This is a genomic window from Acerihabitans sp. (assembly GCF_036398755.1).
Classification (GTDB): domain Bacteria; phylum Pseudomonadota; class Gammaproteobacteria; order Enterobacterales; family Enterobacteriaceae; genus Acerihabitans.
This window is the reverse complement of record NZ_DASWOM010000092.1, coordinates 37385-56813: the sequence shown is the minus strand read 5'-3', so window position 1 is coordinate 56813 and position 19429 is coordinate 37385. Positions and strand designations below refer to the sequence as shown.

Here is a 19429-nt window from a genome sequence, read left to right as displayed (position 1 = left end):
AATTATAAACAGGATATAACCGAACCAACCTGCTGGCTGATGCAAACCCATGGCAATGCTTGCCGAATCCATTTTCAGTCGGGTGATGAATCATCCACCTTGAATTTATCGCAGGGGTGGGTCGGTATTTTAGTCATGAATAAAATTACCATGGAAATTATATCCGGTGCGCCAAGTCAGCAGGAGCTGCCCTTATTTGCGCTGGTGAAATTACAGGTGTTTATTGATGAATCGCGCCGGGTTTCATTAAAGTACGACCCGTTGCAGCATTGGGACAGCATCGAGCTTAACCGCGATCCGCTCATTGCCAACTGCGGCGACGTCGAGCGGTGGCTGTTGACTCAAAACCATGAGCTGCCCGCGGAAATGGGCATGCTGGCGTCTTTTTTACGCCGCACGGAATGGTATTGGCTGATCAGGTTTTTATTAAATGAATCGGTCAACAATGGAAAAATAACCGAGCTGGGCGCGCGCTATGGTTTGTCTTATTCGCATTTCCGTCGGCTGTGCCGTAACGCCCTGGGCAATTCAGCAAAAAACGAGCTGCGCGGCTGGCGCATCGCCAGAGCACTGCTCGATGTGGTCGAGGAGGGGCAAAGCCTGACGGAGGTGGCGATGCGGTACGGCTACGCGTCTTCCTCTCATTTATCCAATGATATCAGGGATGCCTTTGGCGTTTCCCCCCGGGGATTGTGGAACATCATCAACAAGAAACTGGAAAAATGAAATCGCAAAAATTTATGCAGCAAAGCCTGATTTTCTGGTGTCTGCTCGGCGGGATGGTCCCTCTGCTGGCGCAGGCCAATCCCCTCACCGGCGCTAATACCGCCGCCGAAGGTTACGTTGCCAACAAAGACGGCTTAAAGATGTTTTTCGACGCGCTGTCGTCGCGTCTGGGCAAACCGGTCATCGTCAGCAAGCTGGCGGCGCGCAAACAAATCAGCGGCGAATTCGACTTCAGCAATCCGCAGGATCTGCTGGAGAAAATCTCGCAACAGCTCGGCCTGATTTGGTATCACGACGGCCAGGCGATCTACGTCTACGACGCCGGCGAAATGCGCAACTCAATGATGTCGCTCAACAATACCTCTTTTACCGCGCTGGATAATTTCCTGCGCAAATCCAAGCTGCTCGATAGCCGCTATCCGCTGCGCGGCGATGACAACAGCGGCACGTTTTACATTTCCGGACCGCCTTTTTATGTCGATCTGGTGATGAATACCGCCAAAAACATGGATGAGCAGTCCGCTACCGGCATCGGGTCCGGCGATGAAAAAACGGCGGTCATCCACTTAAGCAACACCTTCGTCACCGACCGGGTCTATGAACAGCGGGGGGAAAAAATCACCATCCCCGGCGTGGCCACGGTCATAAACGCGCTGCTCAAGGGCGGCACCAAAACATCAAACCCAGCGGTACACTCCCTTATGCCGGACGCCATGCCGGCGCCGAAGATGCCCGAGTTCAATCTTGAGGCGCTCGGGGCGGGAGCCTCGGTGTACCAGCCCCGGGCGAGCCTGGCGCAAGCGCTGCGCGCCGAATCGGTATCAAGCCCGATTAACGTGATCGCCAACCCCAATACCAACAGCCTGCTGGTGAAGGGCACCGCCAAGCAGGTCCAGCTGATCACCAATCTGGTGTCGGCGCTGGATACGACAAAGCGGCATGTCGAACTTTCCCTCTGGATTGTCGATATCCATCGGGACGACCTGGATCAACTGGGGGTCAACTGGCAGGGGAGCGTCAATATCGGCAGCCAATTAGGCGTTTCGTTTAACGGCGGCTCCTATTCCACCCTGGACGGCGCGCGTTTTGTCGCGTCCATCCAGGCGTTATCGCAGAAAAACCGCGCCAATATCGTCTCGCGCCCGGTGGTGCTGACCCAGGAAAATATTCCGGCTATCTTTGACAATAACCGCACCTTTTACACCCAGCTTATCGGCGAGCGCAACGTCGAGCTGCAGCACGTCACCTACGGCACCATGGTCAACGTCCTGCCGCGCTTTACCGCCGACGGCCAAATTGAAATGGTGCTGAATATCGAGGACGGCAACGAACTCAATGAAAGCACGGTGTCCGGGGAAAATATCCTGCCCAAGGTCGGACGCACCAATATCAGCACCGTGGCCCGGGTTCCCCAGGGCAAAAGCCTGCTGATAGGCGGTTATACGCGCGACGAAGTCTCAGGCCGGGAGGGCAGGATACCGGTGTTGGGCAGCATCCCCCTTATCGGCGGCCTGTTCAGTTTCAAACAGAATACCCAGTCGAATCTGGTGCGTATATTCCTGATAGAGCCGCGGGAAATCACCGAGCCCCTGCAAACCGATGCCAGCAATGTGGCGGACAGCCTGATTGCGGGGCGCCGGTCCGAACCGTTGCCCGACTGGTCGCGCAACCTGCTGGACAGCCAAAAATGGCGATAAACGCCACCGGCGGCATCGGTAACGCCACCCTGTTCAGCCTGCCGGACGCCAAGGTGTCCGGCAGGCAGCCCGGGCAGGATGCGTCCGCCAAGGTCAAGATAAAACGCAGCGCCGCCAGCCTGGTCAAGCTTGCTGAGCAATCGGGCAAGAGCGCGTCGTCCGCGGCCGCCCAGTTTGCCAGCCGGCGTCAGTACGAAAAATACGAGCGGGATACGGAGATGAATTTTGCCCGCATCCTCGACGACGATGTGGTCCCCAAGGTGGATCAGCTGCTGCGCATGCTTAAAGACGGCAATCTGTTCCAGAAAAATCTGTTTTTGCAGTATGCGCGCTCCCTGTTCCCCGATGACAGTGATTTGGTGATGGTGCTGCGCGAGCTGTTGCGCCGCCGCAGGCTTGATGAAACGGTGGGAAAGGCGCTTTCCGAGCTGCTGGCCGACGTCGAGGCGCAGGCCGACTCGCGGCTGCTCAACGCCGGCATAAACTGCGCGCTTAAGGCCAGGCTGTTCGGGCAGGCCCATCTGGAATTGAATCCGGCGATGCTGCGCGGCAGCTACCGGCTGTTTTTACAGCAGGATCGCCGGGCGCTTGAGGATTATCAGGAGTGGATCGCCTGTTATGGCCATCGGTATCGCAGCGTGATAACGGCGTTTATCGAGGCCGCCCTGATGGCCGACGTCTATGCGGTTACCCCAAGCTCGCCATCGGTATATGGTGATTTCATCGGCAAATTGTGCCAGCTCAGGCTAATTCGCTCGGGGGACGATCTGTTTATGAAAAAACTATTATCAAATAAATTGATTGTTGGTTTAAATAAAAGCGAGCAGGATTGGCTGATATTTTTATTCTTGCTGCTGCAATTCCCTGAAGATATAGATGAACACCTTCACCATCTAATGGGATCGTCATTTTTATTGCTGGATCACCACGAGCGATCGGCTATTCTTCAACAGCTGTTTCGCCTATGCAAAGAGTTGCCTCTTGAATTATTTTTTTGTGCGGATTCGGCCCGGCGCATGTTTAGAGAATTGGAATGCCTCGCCGGCCTGGCTTATAAACGTGAAGTGATTGCAAGCCGAATGAATCGATAATGACGGTATAATTTAACCGTCTATGTATGGGATAACGACGTGTTTACAAAATTTCTGAATAATATACATTCCCGTCCGGAGCTGCTTATCCTGGCGCTGGTGATCATGATCATCAGTATGTTGATTATTCCTTTACCGACATATTTACTGGATTTTCTTATCGGCTTGAATATCGTTATCGCCGTGCTGGTGTTTATGGGCGCGTTCTACATCGACCGCATCCTGAGTTTTTCCACCTTCCCCTCGGTGCTGCTGATAACCACGCTATTCCGCCTGGCGCTGACCATCAGTACCGCCAGGCTTATCCTGACAGACGCCGACGCCGGCGAAATCATCGCCTCCTTCGGCCAGTTTGTCATCGGCGACAACCTGGTGGTGGGATTTGTTATCTTCGCCATCGTCACCGTGGTGCAGTTTATCGTCATCACCAAAGGGTCGGAACGCGTGGCGGAAGTGGCCGCCCGTTTCTCCCTTGACGGCATGCCCGGCAAGCAGATGAGCATCGACGGCGACCTGAAGGCCGGCATGATCGATGCCGACGGCGCGCGCCAGCGGCGCAGCGTCCTGGAACGGGAAAGCCAGCTGTACGGCTCGTTCGACGGCGCGATGAAGTTTATCAAGGGCGACGCCATCGCCAGTATCCTGGTGACGTTCGTCAACCTGATCGGCGGCATGGCGGTAGGCATGAGCCAGCATAAAATGGATATGTCCACGGCGCTGGATACCTACACCATGCTGACCATCGGCGACGGATTGGTCGGCCAAATCCCCGCCTTGCTTATCTCCATCAGCGCCGGGCTTATCGTCACGCGAGTCAATGGCGATGGCGACAATATGGGCCGCACCATTATAGAACAGATGATGGGCAACCCGTTTGCGCTGATGATTACCGCGTTTCTGGCGCTGTCAATCGGTCTGCTGCCCGGTTTCCCCTTGCCGGTGTTCGTACTGCTGGCCGGCGCGCTGGCCAGCGTGTTTTATTTCCGCCATCGCAAACAGCGCAGGGCGGAAACCGCGGCCGCCGGTTCCCGCGGCGCGGAGTTTAATCCTGAGGAATCCGCGCCGGAGAACGGGCTGGACAGCCGGTTAAGCATTATCGAGGACATCGATCGCGTGGCATCCGAAACCGTGGCGTTGATCCTGGTGATGTCGCGTTCCAATCACGATTTATTAGAAAAAGAACGGGTCGCCGAGCGCCTGCGCAGTCAGTTTTTTGTCGATTATGGCGTCAAGCTGCCGGAGCTGATACTCCGCGCCACGGAAAATGTCGACGAGCAAACCGTAATGGTATTGGTCAACGAGATCCGCGCCGAGGCTTTCACCCTTCACTTTGATTATCTACGGGTGGTCAATGCGAACGATGAAATCCATCAGCTCGATATCGACATGCGCGTGGAGAAGGACTGTCTCTGGGTGCATCGCGAGGCGCGGGAATCGATGCTGCAATTAGGCTATCAGCTGCGCTCCGCGGTGGATGAACTCTATCACTGTTTTTCGGTGCTGATGACCCACCATGTGAACGAATTCCTCGGCGTCCAGGAAACCAAGCATATGCTGGACCTGATGGAGAATAAATATCCCGACCTGCTGAAGGAAGTTTTGCGCCACGCCACGGTGCAGCGTATTGCCGAAGTATTGCAGCGCCTGCTAACGGAGCGTATCTCCACCCGCAACATGAAGCTCATCATGGAGTCGCTGGCGCTATGGGCGCCCAGGGAAAAAGACGTGATTACCCTGGTTGAGCATATCAGGGGATCGCTGGCGCGCTATATCTGCCATAAATTTTCTATTAATAATGAGCTAAGAGTAATCATTCTCTCCGCGGAGGTTGAGGAAACGATTCGCGGCGGTGTCAGGAATACCTCATCCGGTGCGTTTCTCCATCTGGAACCGGCAGTATCGGATGAATTAATGGATTTGTTTACCGTAGGTTTAGAAAGCATATTGATTGCCCAAAAAGATATGGTTTTATTAACCTCGGTGGATATAAGACGCTTCGTCAAAAAACTCATCGAATCGCGTTTTCGCGATTTAGAGGTCATGTCCTTTGGGGAATTGACTGAAGCTGTGAATGTAAATGTTATCAAAACTATCTAATTAACTGGAGTATGAAGCATGTATGTTGATATCGCCGCTTTAGTGCGTGAAGCCTTATTGGAAAGTGGCTGTGATCCAAATCTGTTGGATAATTTTGATAGCCATTCTACAATTGCGCTTGATTTTAATGATTTGCCAAGCATTTATATCAGCTGCCAGGAAGAGGATATCTGGTTATGGTCGCGCGTCGCCGAATACAATGAGACGGCCTTGCGGCAATGCGCGTTTTCACTGTTGAAAGAACACATGGACGGCGCCGCTTTTATCCGCGGCCAGCAATTTTCATTTAATGAAAACGAGGGCCATCTTGAGTTTAAAGCATTATTACATCCGGACTGCCTGCAAAGCGCGCAAAAATTCGCCGAGGCCCTGAGCGGCTATTTTGAGCGCCTGGAGCGAATCATCGAGGTTATGCATTAATGACCGTCCGGATGAGGCTGCTGCGGCGCCAGGCCCGGCCTCTGCGCTTGGCGGGGCCGATTATCGAGGCCGAGTTGCCGGGTGTGGCGGTGGGCGAGATGTGCGAAGTGCGCCGCGACTGGCGCACGGCCGAGGTGGTGGCCCGTGCCCAGGTACTGGGCTTCCAGGGGGATCGCACGGTGCTAAGCCTGATAGGCCACGGCCGCGGTTTGTGCCGGGATGTGGTGTTGCATCCCACCGGCGCCCAGTTGGGCATCACCGTCGGCATGCATCTTCTGGGCGCGGTCATCGATCCCATGGGGAATGTTGTCGAACGGCTGCATGCCCCGGCGCCCGGCCCCCAGCCGGAAAACCGGCCCATCGATATCGACGCGCCGCCTTATCTGGACCGCGCCGTTATCGACGCGCCCTTTGTTTCCGGCATCCGGGCCATCGACGGCCTGCTGACCTGCGGCACCGGGCAGCGGGTCGGCATATTCGCCTCGGCGGGGTGCGGCAAAACGGTGCTGATGCATATGCTGATCGACCGGTCGGAGGCGGATGTGTTTGTTATCGGGCTGATTGGGGAGCGCGGGCGTGAAGTCACGGAATTCACCGAGTCCCTGCGCCGCTCCGGCCGGCAGGATAAATGCGTGCTGGTATACGCCACCTCGGATTTCTCCTCGCTCGATCGCTGCAATGCGGCCCGGGCGGCCACCACGGTGGCGGAATATTTTCGCGATCGCGGCAAAAAAGTGGTGCTGTTTTTAGACTCCATCACCCGCTATGCGCGCGCCTTGCGGGATGTGGCCCTGGCCTCCGGGGAACCGCCGGCCAGGCGCGGCTACCCGGCCTCGGTATTCGACGCCATGCCGCGCATTCTTGAACGGCCGGGGAATACCCGTCATGGCAGCATAACCGCGTTTTATACCATATTGCTGGAAAGCGACGACGAGCCGGATCCGATTGCCGATGAAATCCGCTCCATCCTGGACGGCCATTTTTACCTGAGCCGCAAGCTGGCGGCGCAAAATCATTATCCCGCCATCGATATATTGCGCAGCATCAGCCGGGTCGCCGGCCAGGTTACCGATGAGCGGCACCAGACCCTTGCCGGCGAGGTGCGACGCCTGATGGCCCGGCTTGAGGAACTGCAGATATTTCTCGATATGGGCGAATACCGGCCCGGCGAGAACGCTGAAAACGACCGCGCCATGAGTAAACGCCAGGCGCTGATGGCATTGCTGCGCCAGTCCACGCGGGAAAGCACCGATTACGCCACCACCCTGCGGATGATGCATGACGTCGTTGCGTAATATCAAGACATTGATCGGCCGCTGCGACGCCAGCCTGCGGCGTTGTGATATGCGGCGCATCACCACCGAGCGCCAACTGGCGGAAAACGAGGCCCGGTCCAGCGCGCTGGACCGGCAAAAAACCGGCCTGCGGCAGATGATTGAACAGGAACGCCCCAGCGGCATGCTGGACAAAGCGCGGATTTATGTATGCCAGCACCGTATCGCGGTTTTCCGGCAGAAAATAAAAGAACTGGAAGTACAGCAGCATAAGCTGCTGCAGGAACGTGGGGAATTCTCGCGGCAGATAGCCGCCCTCAAGGCGGAAAAGCTGCATTGGCAGCGTAAACACGAAAAGTACCAGACATGGGCCGAAAAGCAGAAAAAAGCGCTCAGGCTTGCCGGTTTACGTCAGGATGAAAATGAAACGCAGGAGATAATAACATGGTCGCCATAACTAACCTGGGCAGTCGCCATCATTACCCGGCGGGCAGCCAAGTGGAAAGTATCCGGGACATTGCCCGCAAGCAGCAAATATCCCTGGATGAATCCGTGGATAAGAAACTGCGCCGTAAGCAACGGCCAATATCCGCCGAGCATCCGCCGGGCGCCGTCTTCCCGGGCACGATTGCGCACACTGAGCATGCCTTGGCCGACAAGGGTTTTTTGTCGGCGGCGAAAACCACGGCGCGCACGCCGATGGGGCGGGGAGCGGATGCACATAGCCTTAAACCCGCCGCGTTCAATACGCGCCAGGTGCTTGCCCCTATGCTGCTCTCACCAGCAACGCTGCTTGTGCCGCCATCACCCCTTCCCGCCGGCGAAAGCCAAATACTGTCGGATCTGGACCAGGATCCGTTTGCCGCGTTCGCTGGGGAAAATAAACACGGCGCCCAGCGCGGCGAGGGAATGCGCGCCATGGCCACACCGATGCCGGCGGCCCTGGAGGACGGGAATACATCACCCGCGTCCGACGGCGGATCCGCCGCCCACGGCACCGAAATCGAGGGAACATCGGGTACGGCCGCCGATGCGCGCATCTTGACCGAACTGGCTTCCGGCGTCGCCCCGGGCATGGCCGCCCAGGCGGATTATCAGGCCAATGAGGCGCGGGCCGGGCAGCAGGCATTCAATCGGCAGGCAAATCCCGGCCATGAGGCCCCCCCGGCGCAGCAGCAACCGGGCGCAAACACCGGCCGCACCTTGACCTACGCCTTTAATTCGGTGCCGGGCAATCATCGTGTCCAGGTTGCGGCCGGACAAAGCGTGACGTTGCTGCCCTCGAGCCAGGAAGTGCTCAGGCAAATGACCAACCATCACATGCCGGAAGGCTACCGGTTATTGCCCGCCGGCGATGAGCAACGCGGACAACAGCCAAATCAGGATCCCCCGCAGGAGGATGAAGAGTGAGCAAATTTGCGCTGCGCAGGCTGCCAAAGGCGCAAGCGGCCTGGCACCCGGTGCTGGCGGGGTGGCGCGCCCGCGGCGTCGCCGCCGGGCTGGGCTTCCCCCCGTCGCTGGGGCCGCTGATAAGGGTAAACGCCGATGACGGCGAGTGGCAGGCGCTGCTGGATCCGCGTGAATGGCTGGCGCAGACCGCGCCGGAGCTGGCCGCCATGGCGGCGTCGGCCTGCGATGACCGGCAAATCATGGCGTTGTTTAACGCCATGCCCCGGCCCCTGACCTTTGCCGACGGCGCGCTGGACTACAGGCGTTTACAGGCGCAGGAATCCGTGGCGCCGATCGAAGGCCGCGACGCGCCTATGCCAAGGGTCAGCGCCCGGGAGTGTGCGCTCTGGATCAAGGCAATCGCTCCCCGCCGGGCTATGCCGCCGATGCAAGGCGGTCATCGCCTGCGGGGCGTGCCGCTTACCCTGGCGTTTATCCTGGGCGTCAGCCGGCTGCCGGCGGCGATAGCGGGCGAGGTGGCCGTTGGCGATATCGTGCTGATTACCACACGCACGCGCCGTGTGACATGCCAGGGTAAACGGATGGGACATTTTTGCCAACAAGAGGAAATGATAATGATTGATGAAAACCATGAAGAAGTCCAGGACGAAGGCCATGAAGGAGGTTATGACGAATACCGTCAGCCCATGGACGACCATCAGCCCTCAATGGACAGCGCGCCCCTGCCGGAGGCCATGGCCGCGCTGCCGTTAAACGTTGAGTTTATTTTACAGCGCCGCTTCCTGTCGATCGGCGAGGTACAGGCATTCTTCGCCGGCAAGGTTCTGGGGCTGGACCCTGCCTGCGAGCAAAATATTGAGCTGAGAAGCAACGGCCATCTGCTGGCGCGCGGCGAATTAGTGCAATTGGAAGATCGCCTGGGGGTCGAAATAATGGAACTTTATCCGGATGATTCCCATGCCTAATGAAATTGGGATCATCGCCACACTATCGTTCCTGTCGTTATTGCCGTTTTTAATTGCCGCAGGCACCTGTTACGTTAAATTTTCCATAGTATTCGTCATCGTGCGTAATGCCTTGGGGCTGCAACAGGTGCCTTCGAATATGACCCTGAACGGGGTGGCCCTGATATTGGCCATGTTTGTTATGGCACCGGTGGCGCGGGACGCCCATAACGCCTTCACCGAGGATAACGTTCAGTTCACAAGCGTGGAAACCGTGGTTGATTTTGTTGAAAACGGCATGAGCGGCTATAAAGCGTATTTGCAAAAGTACGCCGATCCCGACCTGGCGGCGTTTTTCGAAAAAGCGCAGTCCCGGCAGAGCAACGATCATGCGTATGAGCAAGAACAGGCAACGCCATCCATGTTGGCCCTGCTGCCGGCCTACGCGTTAAGTGAAATCAAAAATGCCTTTAAAATCGGTTTTTATCTGTATTTGCCATTTGTGGTGGTGGACCTGCTGATTTCCAGTATTTTGCTCTCATTAGGTATGATGATGATGAGCCCCATAACCATATCCGTACCTATTAAGCTCATTCTTTTTGTGGTGCTTGATGGCTGGACATTACTTTCCAAGGGACTGATTTTGCAATATATCGATCTTGCCACCTGAAAAAGTATTAATAGGGCATAAAAATGAATGACGTAGTATTTGCGGGTAATAAAGCCTTGTACCTGGTACTCATTCTCTCCGCGGGGCCGGTACTGGTGGCAACGGTGGTAGGGTTAATGGTCGGGTTATTACAAACCGTTTTACAATTACAGGAACAGACATTGCCATTCGGCATCAAGCTGATGTCGGTTACATTATGTCTTTTTATTTTGTCAGGCTGGTATGGCGAAACACTGCTTGGTTTTGGCCAGGAAGTGATCAGAATGGCGTTGAGCCGGTAGCCTATGACGGATTTTTCCACATGGCTTGATTTCCAGCATTGGCTCCAGGTGATGATTTTAACCTCCGCCAGGATTATGCCGGTCTTTCTATTACTGCCTTTTTTGAGCAGCAATATCGTCAGCGCCAATATCCGCCTGCCGGTGGCGATTTTTATCGGCGCCTCACTATGGCCTTATTCCCTCGAACGGTTGCCGGTGGCGGACATCAATTTCTGGGGCGTGCTGGGCCAGGAACTGATGATTGGCTTGGTCTTGGGCATCCTGTTTGCCCTGCCGTTCTGGATTATGCACGGCATCGGCTGTGTTATCGACCATCAACGCGGGGCCACCGTTAGCAGCACCTTTGATCCCATGAGCGGGGTGGATACCTCGGAACTGGCCAATCTCTTTAACTTATTTGCCGGCGCCCTGTTTCTGGCCGGTGGCGGAATGCTGCTGATGATGGAGACATTCCAACAAAGCTACCAGCTTTGCGATCCGCTGCAAACCTGCTCGCCGGCGCTTAAGCCGTTGCTGGGCGTCGTGGGCCAAATGATGGCCCGGATCATGGTATTGGCAAGCCCGGTACTGGTCTGTCTGCTGTTATCGGAAGTGATTTTGGGTCTGCTGTCGCGCTTTGCGCCGCAAATGAACGCCTTTTCCATTTCATTGACGATAAAAAGCCTGATCGCGTTTGTGGTGCTGATTCTTTATTTCTCACCCTATTTACCCGACGCCTTCAAAGCGCTGGCGCCCCAGCCCGGCGCGCTGGATATAGGGTTGAAGCCTGATTAAACATGTCAAACAAAACGGAAAAACCAACGCCGAAAAAGCTAAAAGACGCGGCGAAAAAAGGCCAGACCTTCAAATGTCGCGAGTTGATTATCGCCTGCCTGCTGCTGTGCGGAATCATCATGCTCACCAAGTCCAGTACGCTGGCGCCGCTGCTTGAGGCCTACCGCAATATCATTGCCGGCAACTTCCAGATGGATATCAAGGCCTACAGCACCGCCATCCTGCTGCTGGGGCTGAAAATATCCTTGCCCATCGTGCTGGTTTGCCTGCTGGCGTCCGCGTTGCCCACCCTGCTGCAAACCGGGTTTATGCTGGCCACCGGGGCGCTGAAAATCAATTTCGGCGCGTTAAACCCCGCCAAAGGGTTTAAAAAAATCTTCAGCATCAGGACTATCAAGGACGGCATAAAAGCCGTGCTGCATCTCGGCTGTTTTATCGTGGCGGCCATTATCTTCTGGCAAAACAATAAGCTGCTGATCTTTGCCCAGTTGCACGGCAACGTGGGCAACATGATTAATATCTGGCGGGAACTGCTGCTGTCGCTGGTTATCACCTGCCTGCTGTGCATCATCCTGGTGTCGATACTGGATGCGCTTGCGGACTATTTCTTGCATATCAAAGAATTAAAAATGGAAAAGCACGAGGTCAAACGCGAGTACAAGGAGCAGGAGGGGAATCCGGAAATGAAGCATCGCCGCCGGCAATTGCACCGGGAAATCCTTTCGGAGCAAGCCAAAGCCAATATCAAGGACTCCCAGTTTATCCTGGTTAACCCGACGCATATCGCCATCGGCGTGTATTACGATCCGGATGTAGTGCCGGCGCCATTTATTTCGATCAAGGAGTCCAATCAGCGGGCATTGGCGGTGCGCGCCTATGCGGAGAAAATCGGCGTACCGGTGGTGACGGACATCAAGCTTGCAAGGAAGATTTATAAGAGTAATAAGTTGTATTCATATGTTCACCCCGAAGATTTCGAGAAATTTATCGATATTCTTATTTGGCTAAAAGAAGTTGAGAATGCTTGGCGAGATGAGGTGATCACCGCAAGTCAGGGACAGGAAAATGTTGCTTCCGAGCATCTTGACCCCGTTCCCGTGCGGGAAGAACCGGAAAAAGAAAACGGCATAACGACACTTTGGCGTGACCGTAAGTAAAAAAGGCATTGGAGACAGAGGGTTAACGCATTCTTGAGGTAGTGGATTAGAGGCCTTTAGCGCTAAATTCCCCTCTGTTCCCTGTCATAATTTATTAAGCGAAAAATGAAAGTTTTTCCATCCCCTTAATGTTTCAATCAAGTCACCATCATTGCCGGTGACATATTCAGGAGTAATATATGAGTATTGTTAATGACGTAAGTGAAGATAAAATCGCAGAACTTCTTTGGAATGCGGTAAATAGCGGCATGACCTTAAAAGATATACATGATATTCCGTCTGACCTTATGGAAGGGGTATATGCCCATGCGTATAATTTTTACAATAAGGGGCAGTTAGATGAAGCGGCTACATTTTTTAGGTTCCTCTGCATCTATGATTTTTATAACCCGGATTATTATTTGGGGCTAGGCGCAGTATATCAGTTAAAAAAAGAATATCAGAAGGCGGCGGATATCTATGCAGTGGCTTTCTCCTTGGCAAAAAATGATTACCGACCGGTTTTTTTTAGCGGACAATGTCAACTTTTGCTAAAGAAAGCCAATAAAGCCAGGCAATGTTTTGAATTGGTGGTAGAGCAGAGCAAAGATGAAAATTTAAAAAATCGTGCCGGAGTATATTTAGATACGTTAAAAACACCGGTGGATGAGCAAGCGACTGCTACAAAAAAAGAGGAAACGACATGACGCAATCTTTCGATAGCATTAGTATGACGAATCCTGGAAGTAATAATATTTATGAAAACCCTCAAAATCAACAGTCTGTCACACCAACTAATATGAGTGCCTCTTTTTCAAAAGATAGCAGTTTATTATTAAGCAAGCAGGCGGCGCAGGCAACCGCGGAACTGGTATCAATTATCAAGGCTGGCGCTGATGAATCGAATGCAGCCCCCGGACAATTACACCAGGCAAATAGTGTAATGCCCAACATTCTGGGTGCTGAGCAAAAACAATTTACCGGCCTGATTGCATTGCAAGAATTATTGCACCGCGCCTTGGATTTAATGACGGGGCTATCTTTAGGTAAGTTGCAGCAACGCCTGGAGCTGGCGCTGGCGAAACATACGGCTTCAACACAATTCAGTACGTCCTTGGAGGCCGAATACCGGCAGGCGCTGGAGGCCAGTCAGACCGCGATGGCGATCGCCGAAGCGGATATAGAAGCGCTGCAACACGCGGAAAATGATTTGACGGAAAAACAGCGCGCCCTGAACCAGGCAAAAGCGGCATTGACGCTATTAGCACCGGATGATGAGGGTTACGCCGCGGCGCTGCAGGCCGTTGCCGACGCTGAGGGTGAGGTGAACCAGGCGCAGGGGAAATTTGAGCAAGCGCAAAATAAGGCGAATGCCTCTTATAACGCCGCCTGGGATAGCATCGAAAAGCTCGATGAGATCTATTCGAAAAGCAGTAAGCCCAACGCGCCTTCGTTGACGCCCGAACCTTTAAAAAACATCATGGTTCGATTGCTGGAATTGACATTGGCCTTTCTTAAACTAGGAGATGCCAATACCCTGCAAAAATTCAAGGATCAAAGCAAAAAAGTCCAAAGCATGCAGAAACAACAGCAGGCTTTGATGGAAAAGAAAGCAGATGAGCACGCCGCGGAATTGCAAAAGGCCGCGGCCCTCAATAAAGCTATGGGCTGCGTGGGCAAAATACTGGGCGGGCTTCTAACGCTTCTCAGCGTGGTTGGCGCTGTTTTCACCGGTGGCGCCAGCCTGGCGCTTGCCGCGGTGGGGATGGCGCTTATGGCGGCAGATATGATAGGCAAGGCCATTACCGGTGTCTCATTTATGGAAAAGGCAATGCGCCCCTTGATGGATAATGTGATCGGCCCGCTTATCAATGCGCTAAGCAAGGCCATAAGCAAAGTCCTGGAGGGTTTGGGCGTTGATGCTAAAACCGCCGCCACCGTAGGGGCAATTGTCGGCGCCTTGGTTGCCGCGGCGTTAATTATCGCCGCGGTACTGGTGGGCAAATCCGCCGCCGCCTCCGTTGGCAAAATGATGAGTAATGCCATTCAAAAACTGGTTCCTGAGGTGCTAAAAAAACTGGTTGGCCAATCAGTCGCCCTGGTCAGCAAAAATTTTAACCGGCTAATGGAAAAATTCTCCATATCCATGGACAGGGCGCAGGTGTTAAATCGTGTCAATAACCTTAATCGGGCCAGTAATGTTTTAGAGGTAACCAACGGAACCTTTCAGGCCGTTGGAACGGGAGTGCAGGGCAATGTGCAACGCTCAATCAAAACATTAGAGTCGGACTTGTATGTAGCCTTACAGGAAAGTCGGCAAATTAACATAATGGCTGCGCAGGTAGCTGAAGTATTCAATCAATGGCAGTCATTAAATGAAATGCTTATAACCAATGTTAGTAGAATAATGGATTCTTACCAACAAACACGCATTGATTTATTCAGTTTCTCTAGAACGTCCGCCTAATTAATAGGAGTGTCCCATGACTATAACAAACAATATCCCAAGTTTTTCAAATGAAGCAATAAAATCAGGTTTACCGGCTATCTTCAATGAAGATCAAAAAATAACGGCAGAGGCTATTCCCATTGCCAATGCGATGGACAAGCTGGGTATTGTCCATGTTAATGCAAACGAACCGCAGACTATCGTGTTACGTAAGCCCAACCCGTTGCTCGCGCCAGTCACCAGCGAGACCATGGAGAAATTAAGCAAAGCGGGTGTGAATCTCACCCCGCTGTTGGCGCCATCAAATACGGCCGACAGTGTTGATACCCGCAACGCACAAAATGTTGGCAATGTCTCTAATGGCGAATCGAGATCGACCATATTCGCTGATTTTATGACCGCGATGATTATATTGTTAGGCGATATTAAACAGGCGAAACGCCAGGACGTAGCCACGATGGCCAGGTTGCAGGATCAGGCGGTAAAAAGCGGCGCGGATGCTATGATCAAAGCCGGCCAGAGTATGTTTGCGGGTAATACCGCTGCGGCCGTATTCCAGTTTGCCGGGACGGCGAGCGCGTTTAAGATGCAAAATAAAGCCAGCAAGCTTGATAATGCGACCTTGAAGAAGGATGAATTTAACCTTACTAAGCAACAGGACGCCCTTAACATCGCCACCGCGAAAACAAACCAGTTCGGCCCTGCTTCATCACAGCGGCCTGACAATAATGTCATGCAAGCGCCTCACACACCTCAAACCAACCCGGGCGCCCAGACCCAGCAGGCCCATCAGGCGCATTTGGAAGAGGCTGCCTTGAACATGAAAACCGATATCGCAGCGGCTAAACAAGATATTGAGGTTAAGCGTAACCAAGCCAATGACATGCGCAACAAGGCCAATCTTATTAGCGGGTTGGGGCATTCCGTATCTCCTGTTGTCGGCGGCATGGGCCAATTGGAACGCGCCAACAATGAAGCGCAACAACGCGTGGATGAAAGTAGCGCGCAGTCTTTCGCCTCCATATCCGATGGTAAAAAATCCGACGTGTCGGATGTAGAAGCCTTGATCCAGTCGTTGATTCAACGTATGACGGACGCGGCGGCAGGTCATCAACAGACTATCAGTAAAATTATCAGCGGCTAATTTTTAACGCCGCGCGGACTTATCGCGTGGCGAAAGGATCACACTCATGACTGAATCAATTACGACTTCACGCACTTTATTTGCGCCGCTCTTGGCTACGCCCACTAAGGCGGAAGTTAAATCAACCGACATGCCCTCAACAGATATGCAATATATTTTTACTTCTGAAGGGGCGGAAAATGATATTGACGGAAACAACGATCGGCGCGCTCAGCATCAAACCCTCGAACATGTGCGGCGCGCGCTCGATAGGTTAGATGGATATCAACGTCTAACCCTAACGCATAATACCGAGGTGCGCGACGAGCTTGAAAGATTTATCAAGCAGAACGATAAGGTCATTGAGCATAACCGCGCGGTTTTAAAAAACCAAAAAGGAGATATATTGTTGGATTCACCAACGTTGAAACTGCCGCCAGCCCATTCTACGGAAGAAGCAGAAGTGCTTAAGCATGGTTTCAAATCAGAGATCAACGGTGCTTTGTCTTGGAAGGTGTTATCCGCGCCAACGTTCAATTTTTTTCCCGACCTGAGCGTGGTCCAGCAATCTTTTATAGATAATTACAATACTTATAACAACGGGGTTCAGGCTTATTTCAATTTTTACAGTGCCTTTAGCAACTTTATGAATGAAATGTCCAAATATCTCCATACGGGGGAGGATAAGAACGGCAATCAAACATTATATTATGAGCAGGCCGTCATAGATGAGCTTAATAAGATGATAAGCCACTACGCAACAGGGTCGAACGGGGTTTTATTCCCTATCTCAGGTACCGCCACCAAGGCGCAGGCGCAAAGGTGGGCCCAGGAATGGGGGATGAGCGCTGATTGCGTTCAGCAATTAGCGGGCGGTGGATGGGGGGTCAGGGTGGACCTCACGCCTTTAACCGAGATGGCAAAGGGTCTGAAGTCGGCGCTTAATGATATGAATTCATTCCAATTTCAGGCTTGGCAGAGTGGTTTTGATGCTCAGGCTGACAAATTAAAAAATACCGTACAGATATTGATGACCAAGCTGACCTCAGAGATGGGTAAGCAGGACAATAGGTTAAAAGAGCTAGATGCTTTCTTAACGTCGATTAAGAATATGTTATTGAACATACTTCGCTCTTCATAATAACTTAACCTGGATAAGGCAATATTATGACTATTTCCCCAAGTCAACCTATCATCAATGCAGTACCCATTTCGGGCACGGCAAATTGCTTAATCAAAAATAATAATCATATACCGGTTAGGGTTAGCAACATCCCCGCCGGGATCAGGCGCGCGAGCCTGGGTAATAAGACTGTGCCTTCCGCTGCGCGCGGCGGCAGGCGATATAGTTGGCATGGGGAAAATGTCCTGAATGAGGACGGGGGGCCGGAGACGCGCCACATCCAGGATAGCGCGCCGAGTCAAACTCACTTCAAGCCCGGTGATTTTAGTTTGATGTACCGGCAGAACAGGCTGAACGCGCTTTATGCCTGTGCCGGAAATCATAAAGAAAAATTGGCATATTTAAGTAAAAACGCGGGAAATCTTCTGGTTGCAAGCCACCTCGAGCATATTGCCAATGCCCATTACCTTGCCAGGGAGTTTGGACCTAACGAACAACAACGCGCCGAGCTTGATAACATCATGCATCAATTAACTAAATTGATGATAAAGGATGGATTAGGCGATAATTCGGTTTTTGGCAGCTATCAAATTGATAAAAAGGGCATGTGTGAAAAACGCGAAAAATGGGAGACTGAACTTGTCCGCAAACTTAATGAAATCATAGGTGAAAGTGGTGAGAAACCGGGCGACCGGTTAATCAAAGAAAAAATCAGACCCTTTATTGATAACTTAATTATACAACAGACGGGACGCGACAGAAACGAGGTGGCGGCAAAAACAACCCAACAGTTAATCAATGAACACGCCTATCGTGGCATGCAGAATATTCGCAGCGGGATCGAGGATTATAAAGTATCCGATCTGCAGAAGATCTTCCATGATGTTGAAATGGTGTTGAAATTACCGCATTTGCTTGATAATGAGTATGTTAAACAATATCCGGTCTTGCCACCACGACCTCGGATCGATGATGAACAGAAATCGGATGCGACGGGGGATAGCGATCCTCTCCACAATAAAAAAACCGGCCCCGAAAACGATCGCCGAAATTCGGCGAATCAGCCCAAAGCCCCGGTCAGTTTTACCTATGCGCCGGTAACCACCTACGCGCCGGTATATACCTATGCGCCAAACATTCATTTCCCCCCCGCCGCCGCAACGGGGAGTGACAAGGGTGGAAACGTAAACAATGATACTCATCAGACAAATGTCGCCGCTGGTGGCCCGCATCAAGCCCGTGTTCATGGGCCGGTTTCGCCCAATACCGCCAATAGCGTAGGCTCATCGATGACAAGAGTGTCTCAAGTGCATAATTCTGAGCCGTTGGGCAAGGGAGATGCCAAAACCACCCAAGCCGACATCACCACAGGCTTGATCGGTCATCGCGCGCCAGTGCAGGGTAATCTTGCTCAAATCACGCCTTCCTGGAAAACGCACCATCACACTTCATCACCGAGCGAACCTGATATGGTTAAGGTGCTGCTCGACGCGAAGGCAAAACTAAAAAAGATCACGCCGAATACCGGCCATCCTACCGCGGTCACTTCTTTAAATGCCACCCTGGTCGAGGCGCGCAGAAAATTGAGACCCGTTTATCAGGTACAGCCAGGGTTGCCATCAGCGGATAAACTTGTCCGGGAGACGGCCCGGTTGATAGAGAACAATATAGCAAATAGCCCGGCGCCAACGTTAACCCAACCCGTGCGACCGGCGCGCCCCTCGATTGTTTCTCCCGTCCCGGGAGATCGGATCGCCGAGCAAACCCATCCATTGATTTCCGGGGCCCGCTCATTGGCCAACACGATGATGGAATTTCTTAACGCCATCCCGGAGCCGGCATTGAATGCCCGGAAAGTTCAAGCTCACGAGCTTATTTCCTCCATCCCTGATGAGACGTCGGCCCATAATTTAGCAAACCGTGATGCCGCGCGGGAACAGGTAGAGATCGAGCTGAACCGGTTGCTGGAATCCTTATCACCGCCGGCAGGCCCAATGTCGCAAGTTAAAGCTGGAATACCTAACACCGACAGGGTGGATAAAGCGCCGGATGAAAAAACGACGAAGTTCACTTCCGCCGTAAGAGCAGTGGCCGACGCGACGTTGAGGCTATTGGAAACTGTCCCGGCCTCAACCTCAACCATGACGAAGGATGGCTCAAGAGTACGTATTCCGGAAGCATCTTGGCGCCGCCAGGCGGACTAAGCCGAAGTGC

General features: G+C 53.1%; 18 protein-coding genes. All 18 read left to right on the top strand.

The window, feature by feature from the left end:
* Positions 1-135 precede the first annotated feature (135 nt).
* The gene (locus VGC33_RS15600; RefSeq protein ID WP_331121687.1) at positions 136-726 is read left to right on the top strand and encodes a helix-turn-helix domain-containing protein; all 591 of its coding nucleotides are present in this window, start codon (positions 136-138) and stop codon (positions 724-726) included.
* Positions 723-2423: a type III secretion system outer membrane ring subunit SctC gene (gene sctC / locus VGC33_RS15595; RefSeq protein ID WP_331121686.1), complete on the top strand. Its 1701-nt coding sequence runs from the start codon at positions 723-725 to the stop codon at positions 2421-2423. The genes VGC33_RS15600 and sctC overlap by 4 nt, the downstream gene beginning before the upstream one ends.
* Complete coding sequence (gene sctW / locus VGC33_RS15590) at positions 2414-3514, top strand: type III secretion system gatekeeper subunit SctW (RefSeq protein ID WP_331121685.1); 1101 nt, start codon at positions 2414-2416, stop codon at positions 3512-3514. The genes sctC and sctW overlap by 10 nt, the downstream gene beginning before the upstream one ends.
* Positions 3515-3553: 39 nt before the next feature.
* Positions 3554-5611 carry an EscV/YscV/HrcV family type III secretion system export apparatus protein gene (locus tag VGC33_RS15585; RefSeq protein WP_331121684.1) on the top strand — a complete coding sequence of 686 codons (2058 nt, stop codon included), beginning with the start codon at positions 3554-3556 and terminating at the stop codon, positions 5609-5611.
* An 18-nt stretch (positions 5612-5629) separates the two neighbouring features.
* The gene (locus VGC33_RS15580) at positions 5630-6031 is read left to right on the top strand and encodes an InvB/SpaK family type III secretion system chaperone (protein ID WP_331121683.1); all 402 of its coding nucleotides are present in this window, start codon (positions 5630-5632) and stop codon (positions 6029-6031) included.
* Complete coding sequence (gene sctN / locus VGC33_RS15575) at positions 6031-7326, top strand: type III secretion system ATPase SctN (protein WP_331121682.1); 1296 nt, start codon at positions 6031-6033, stop codon at positions 7324-7326. The genes VGC33_RS15580 and sctN overlap by 1 nt, the downstream gene beginning before the upstream one ends.
* Complete coding sequence (locus tag VGC33_RS15570) at positions 7310-7762, top strand: SpaM family type III secretion system protein (protein ID WP_331121681.1); 453 nt, start codon at positions 7310-7312, stop codon at positions 7760-7762. Before sctN ends, VGC33_RS15570 begins: the two co-directional genes overlap by 17 nt.
* Positions 7750-8715, top strand: a complete 966-nt coding sequence (locus VGC33_RS15565; RefSeq protein ID WP_331121680.1) for a SpaN/EivJ family type III secretion system needle length determinant — start codon at positions 7750-7752, stop codon at positions 8713-8715. Before VGC33_RS15570 ends, VGC33_RS15565 begins: the two co-directional genes overlap by 13 nt.
* A complete protein-coding gene (gene sctQ / locus VGC33_RS15560) occupies positions 8712-9680 on the top strand; it encodes a type III secretion system cytoplasmic ring protein SctQ (protein ID WP_331121679.1) in 969 nt (322 codons plus the stop codon). The genes VGC33_RS15565 and sctQ overlap by 4 nt, the downstream gene beginning before the upstream one ends.
* A complete protein-coding gene (locus VGC33_RS15555) occupies positions 9673-10329 on the top strand; it encodes an EscR/YscR/HrcR family type III secretion system export apparatus protein (protein WP_331121678.1) in 657 nt (218 codons plus the stop codon). The genes sctQ and VGC33_RS15555 overlap by 8 nt, the downstream gene beginning before the upstream one ends.
* Before the next feature lie 23 nt (positions 10330-10352).
* Positions 10353-10610, top strand: coding sequence for an EscS/YscS/HrcS family type III secretion system export apparatus protein (locus tag VGC33_RS15550; RefSeq protein ID WP_331121677.1), 258 nt, complete (start codon positions 10353-10355; stop codon positions 10608-10610).
* Between the two features lie 3 nt (positions 10611-10613).
* Positions 10614-11384, top strand: coding sequence for a type III secretion system export apparatus subunit SctT (sctT, locus tag VGC33_RS15545; RefSeq protein ID WP_331121676.1), 771 nt, complete (start codon positions 10614-10616; stop codon positions 11382-11384).
* Between the two features lie 2 nt (positions 11385-11386).
* Entirely contained in the window at positions 11387-12541 is a 1155-nt protein-coding gene (locus tag VGC33_RS15540) for an EscU/YscU/HrcU family type III secretion system export apparatus switch protein (RefSeq protein WP_331121675.1), read from the top strand.
* A 179-nt stretch (positions 12542-12720) separates the two neighbouring features.
* Positions 12721-13227 carry a type III secretion system translocator chaperone SicA gene (gene sicA, locus VGC33_RS15535; RefSeq protein ID WP_331121674.1) on the top strand — a complete coding sequence of 169 codons (507 nt, stop codon included), beginning with the start codon at positions 12721-12723 and terminating at the stop codon, positions 13225-13227.
* On the top strand, positions 13224-14987 hold the full coding sequence (gene sctE, locus VGC33_RS15530; RefSeq protein ID WP_331121673.1) for a type III secretion system translocon subunit SseC family protein: 1764 nt from the start codon (positions 13224-13226) through the stop codon (positions 14985-14987). The genes sicA and sctE overlap by 4 nt, the downstream gene beginning before the upstream one ends.
* A gap of 16 nt (positions 14988-15003) precedes the next feature.
* Positions 15004-16113, top strand: a complete 1110-nt coding sequence (locus VGC33_RS15525) for an IpaC/SipC family type III secretion system effector (RefSeq protein WP_331121672.1) — start codon at positions 15004-15006, stop codon at positions 16111-16113.
* Positions 16114-16159: 46 nt separating this feature from the next.
* Complete coding sequence (locus VGC33_RS15520; protein ID WP_331121671.1) at positions 16160-17233, top strand: IpaD/SipD/SspD family type III secretion system needle tip protein; 1074 nt, start codon at positions 16160-16162, stop codon at positions 17231-17233.
* Positions 17234-17259: 26 nt separating this feature from the next.
* Positions 17260-19419 (top strand): hypothetical protein, encoded by a 2160-nt coding sequence (locus tag VGC33_RS15515; protein WP_331121670.1) that lies wholly within the window; start codon positions 17260-17262, stop codon positions 19417-19419.
* Positions 19420-19429 lie beyond the last annotated feature (10 nt).

Bases quoted from the DNA above. Each gene is read 5' to 3' on its own strand.
- VGC33_RS15600 (WP_331121687.1), top strand. From the start codon at position 136: ATGAATAAAATTACCATGGAAATTATATCCGGTGCGCCAAGTCAGCAG.
- sctC (WP_331121686.1), top strand. From the start codon at position 723: ATGAAATCGCAAAAATTTATGCAGCAAAGCCTGATTTTCTGGTGTCTG.
- sctW (WP_331121685.1), top strand. From the start codon at position 2,414: ATGGCGATAAACGCCACCGGCGGCATCGGTAACGCCACCCTGTTCAGC.
- VGC33_RS15580 (WP_331121683.1), top strand. From the start codon at position 5,630: ATGTATGTTGATATCGCCGCTTTAGTGCGTGAAGCCTTATTGGAAAGT.
- sctN (WP_331121682.1), top strand. From the start codon at position 6,031: ATGACCGTCCGGATGAGGCTGCTGCGGCGCCAGGCCCGGCCTCTGCGC.
- VGC33_RS15570 (WP_331121681.1), top strand. From the start codon at position 7,310: ATGACGTCGTTGCGTAATATCAAGACATTGATCGGCCGCTGCGACGCC.
- VGC33_RS15565 (WP_331121680.1), top strand. From the start codon at position 7,750: ATGGTCGCCATAACTAACCTGGGCAGTCGCCATCATTACCCGGCGGGC.
- VGC33_RS15555 (WP_331121678.1), top strand. From the start codon at position 9,673: ATGCCTAATGAAATTGGGATCATCGCCACACTATCGTTCCTGTCGTTA.
- VGC33_RS15550 (WP_331121677.1), top strand. From the start codon at position 10,353: ATGAATGACGTAGTATTTGCGGGTAATAAAGCCTTGTACCTGGTACTC.
- sctT (WP_331121676.1), top strand. From the start codon at position 10,614: ATGACGGATTTTTCCACATGGCTTGATTTCCAGCATTGGCTCCAGGTG.
- VGC33_RS15540 (WP_331121675.1), top strand. From the start codon at position 11,387: ATGTCAAACAAAACGGAAAAACCAACGCCGAAAAAGCTAAAAGACGCG.
- sicA (WP_331121674.1), top strand. From the start codon at position 12,721: ATGAGTATTGTTAATGACGTAAGTGAAGATAAAATCGCAGAACTTCTT.
- sctE (WP_331121673.1), top strand. From the start codon at position 13,224: ATGACGCAATCTTTCGATAGCATTAGTATGACGAATCCTGGAAGTAAT.
- VGC33_RS15525 (WP_331121672.1), top strand. From the start codon at position 15,004: ATGACTATAACAAACAATATCCCAAGTTTTTCAAATGAAGCAATAAAA.
- VGC33_RS15520 (WP_331121671.1), top strand. From the start codon at position 16,160: ATGACTGAATCAATTACGACTTCACGCACTTTATTTGCGCCGCTCTTG.
- VGC33_RS15515 (WP_331121670.1), top strand. From the start codon at position 17,260: ATGACTATTTCCCCAAGTCAACCTATCATCAATGCAGTACCCATTTCG.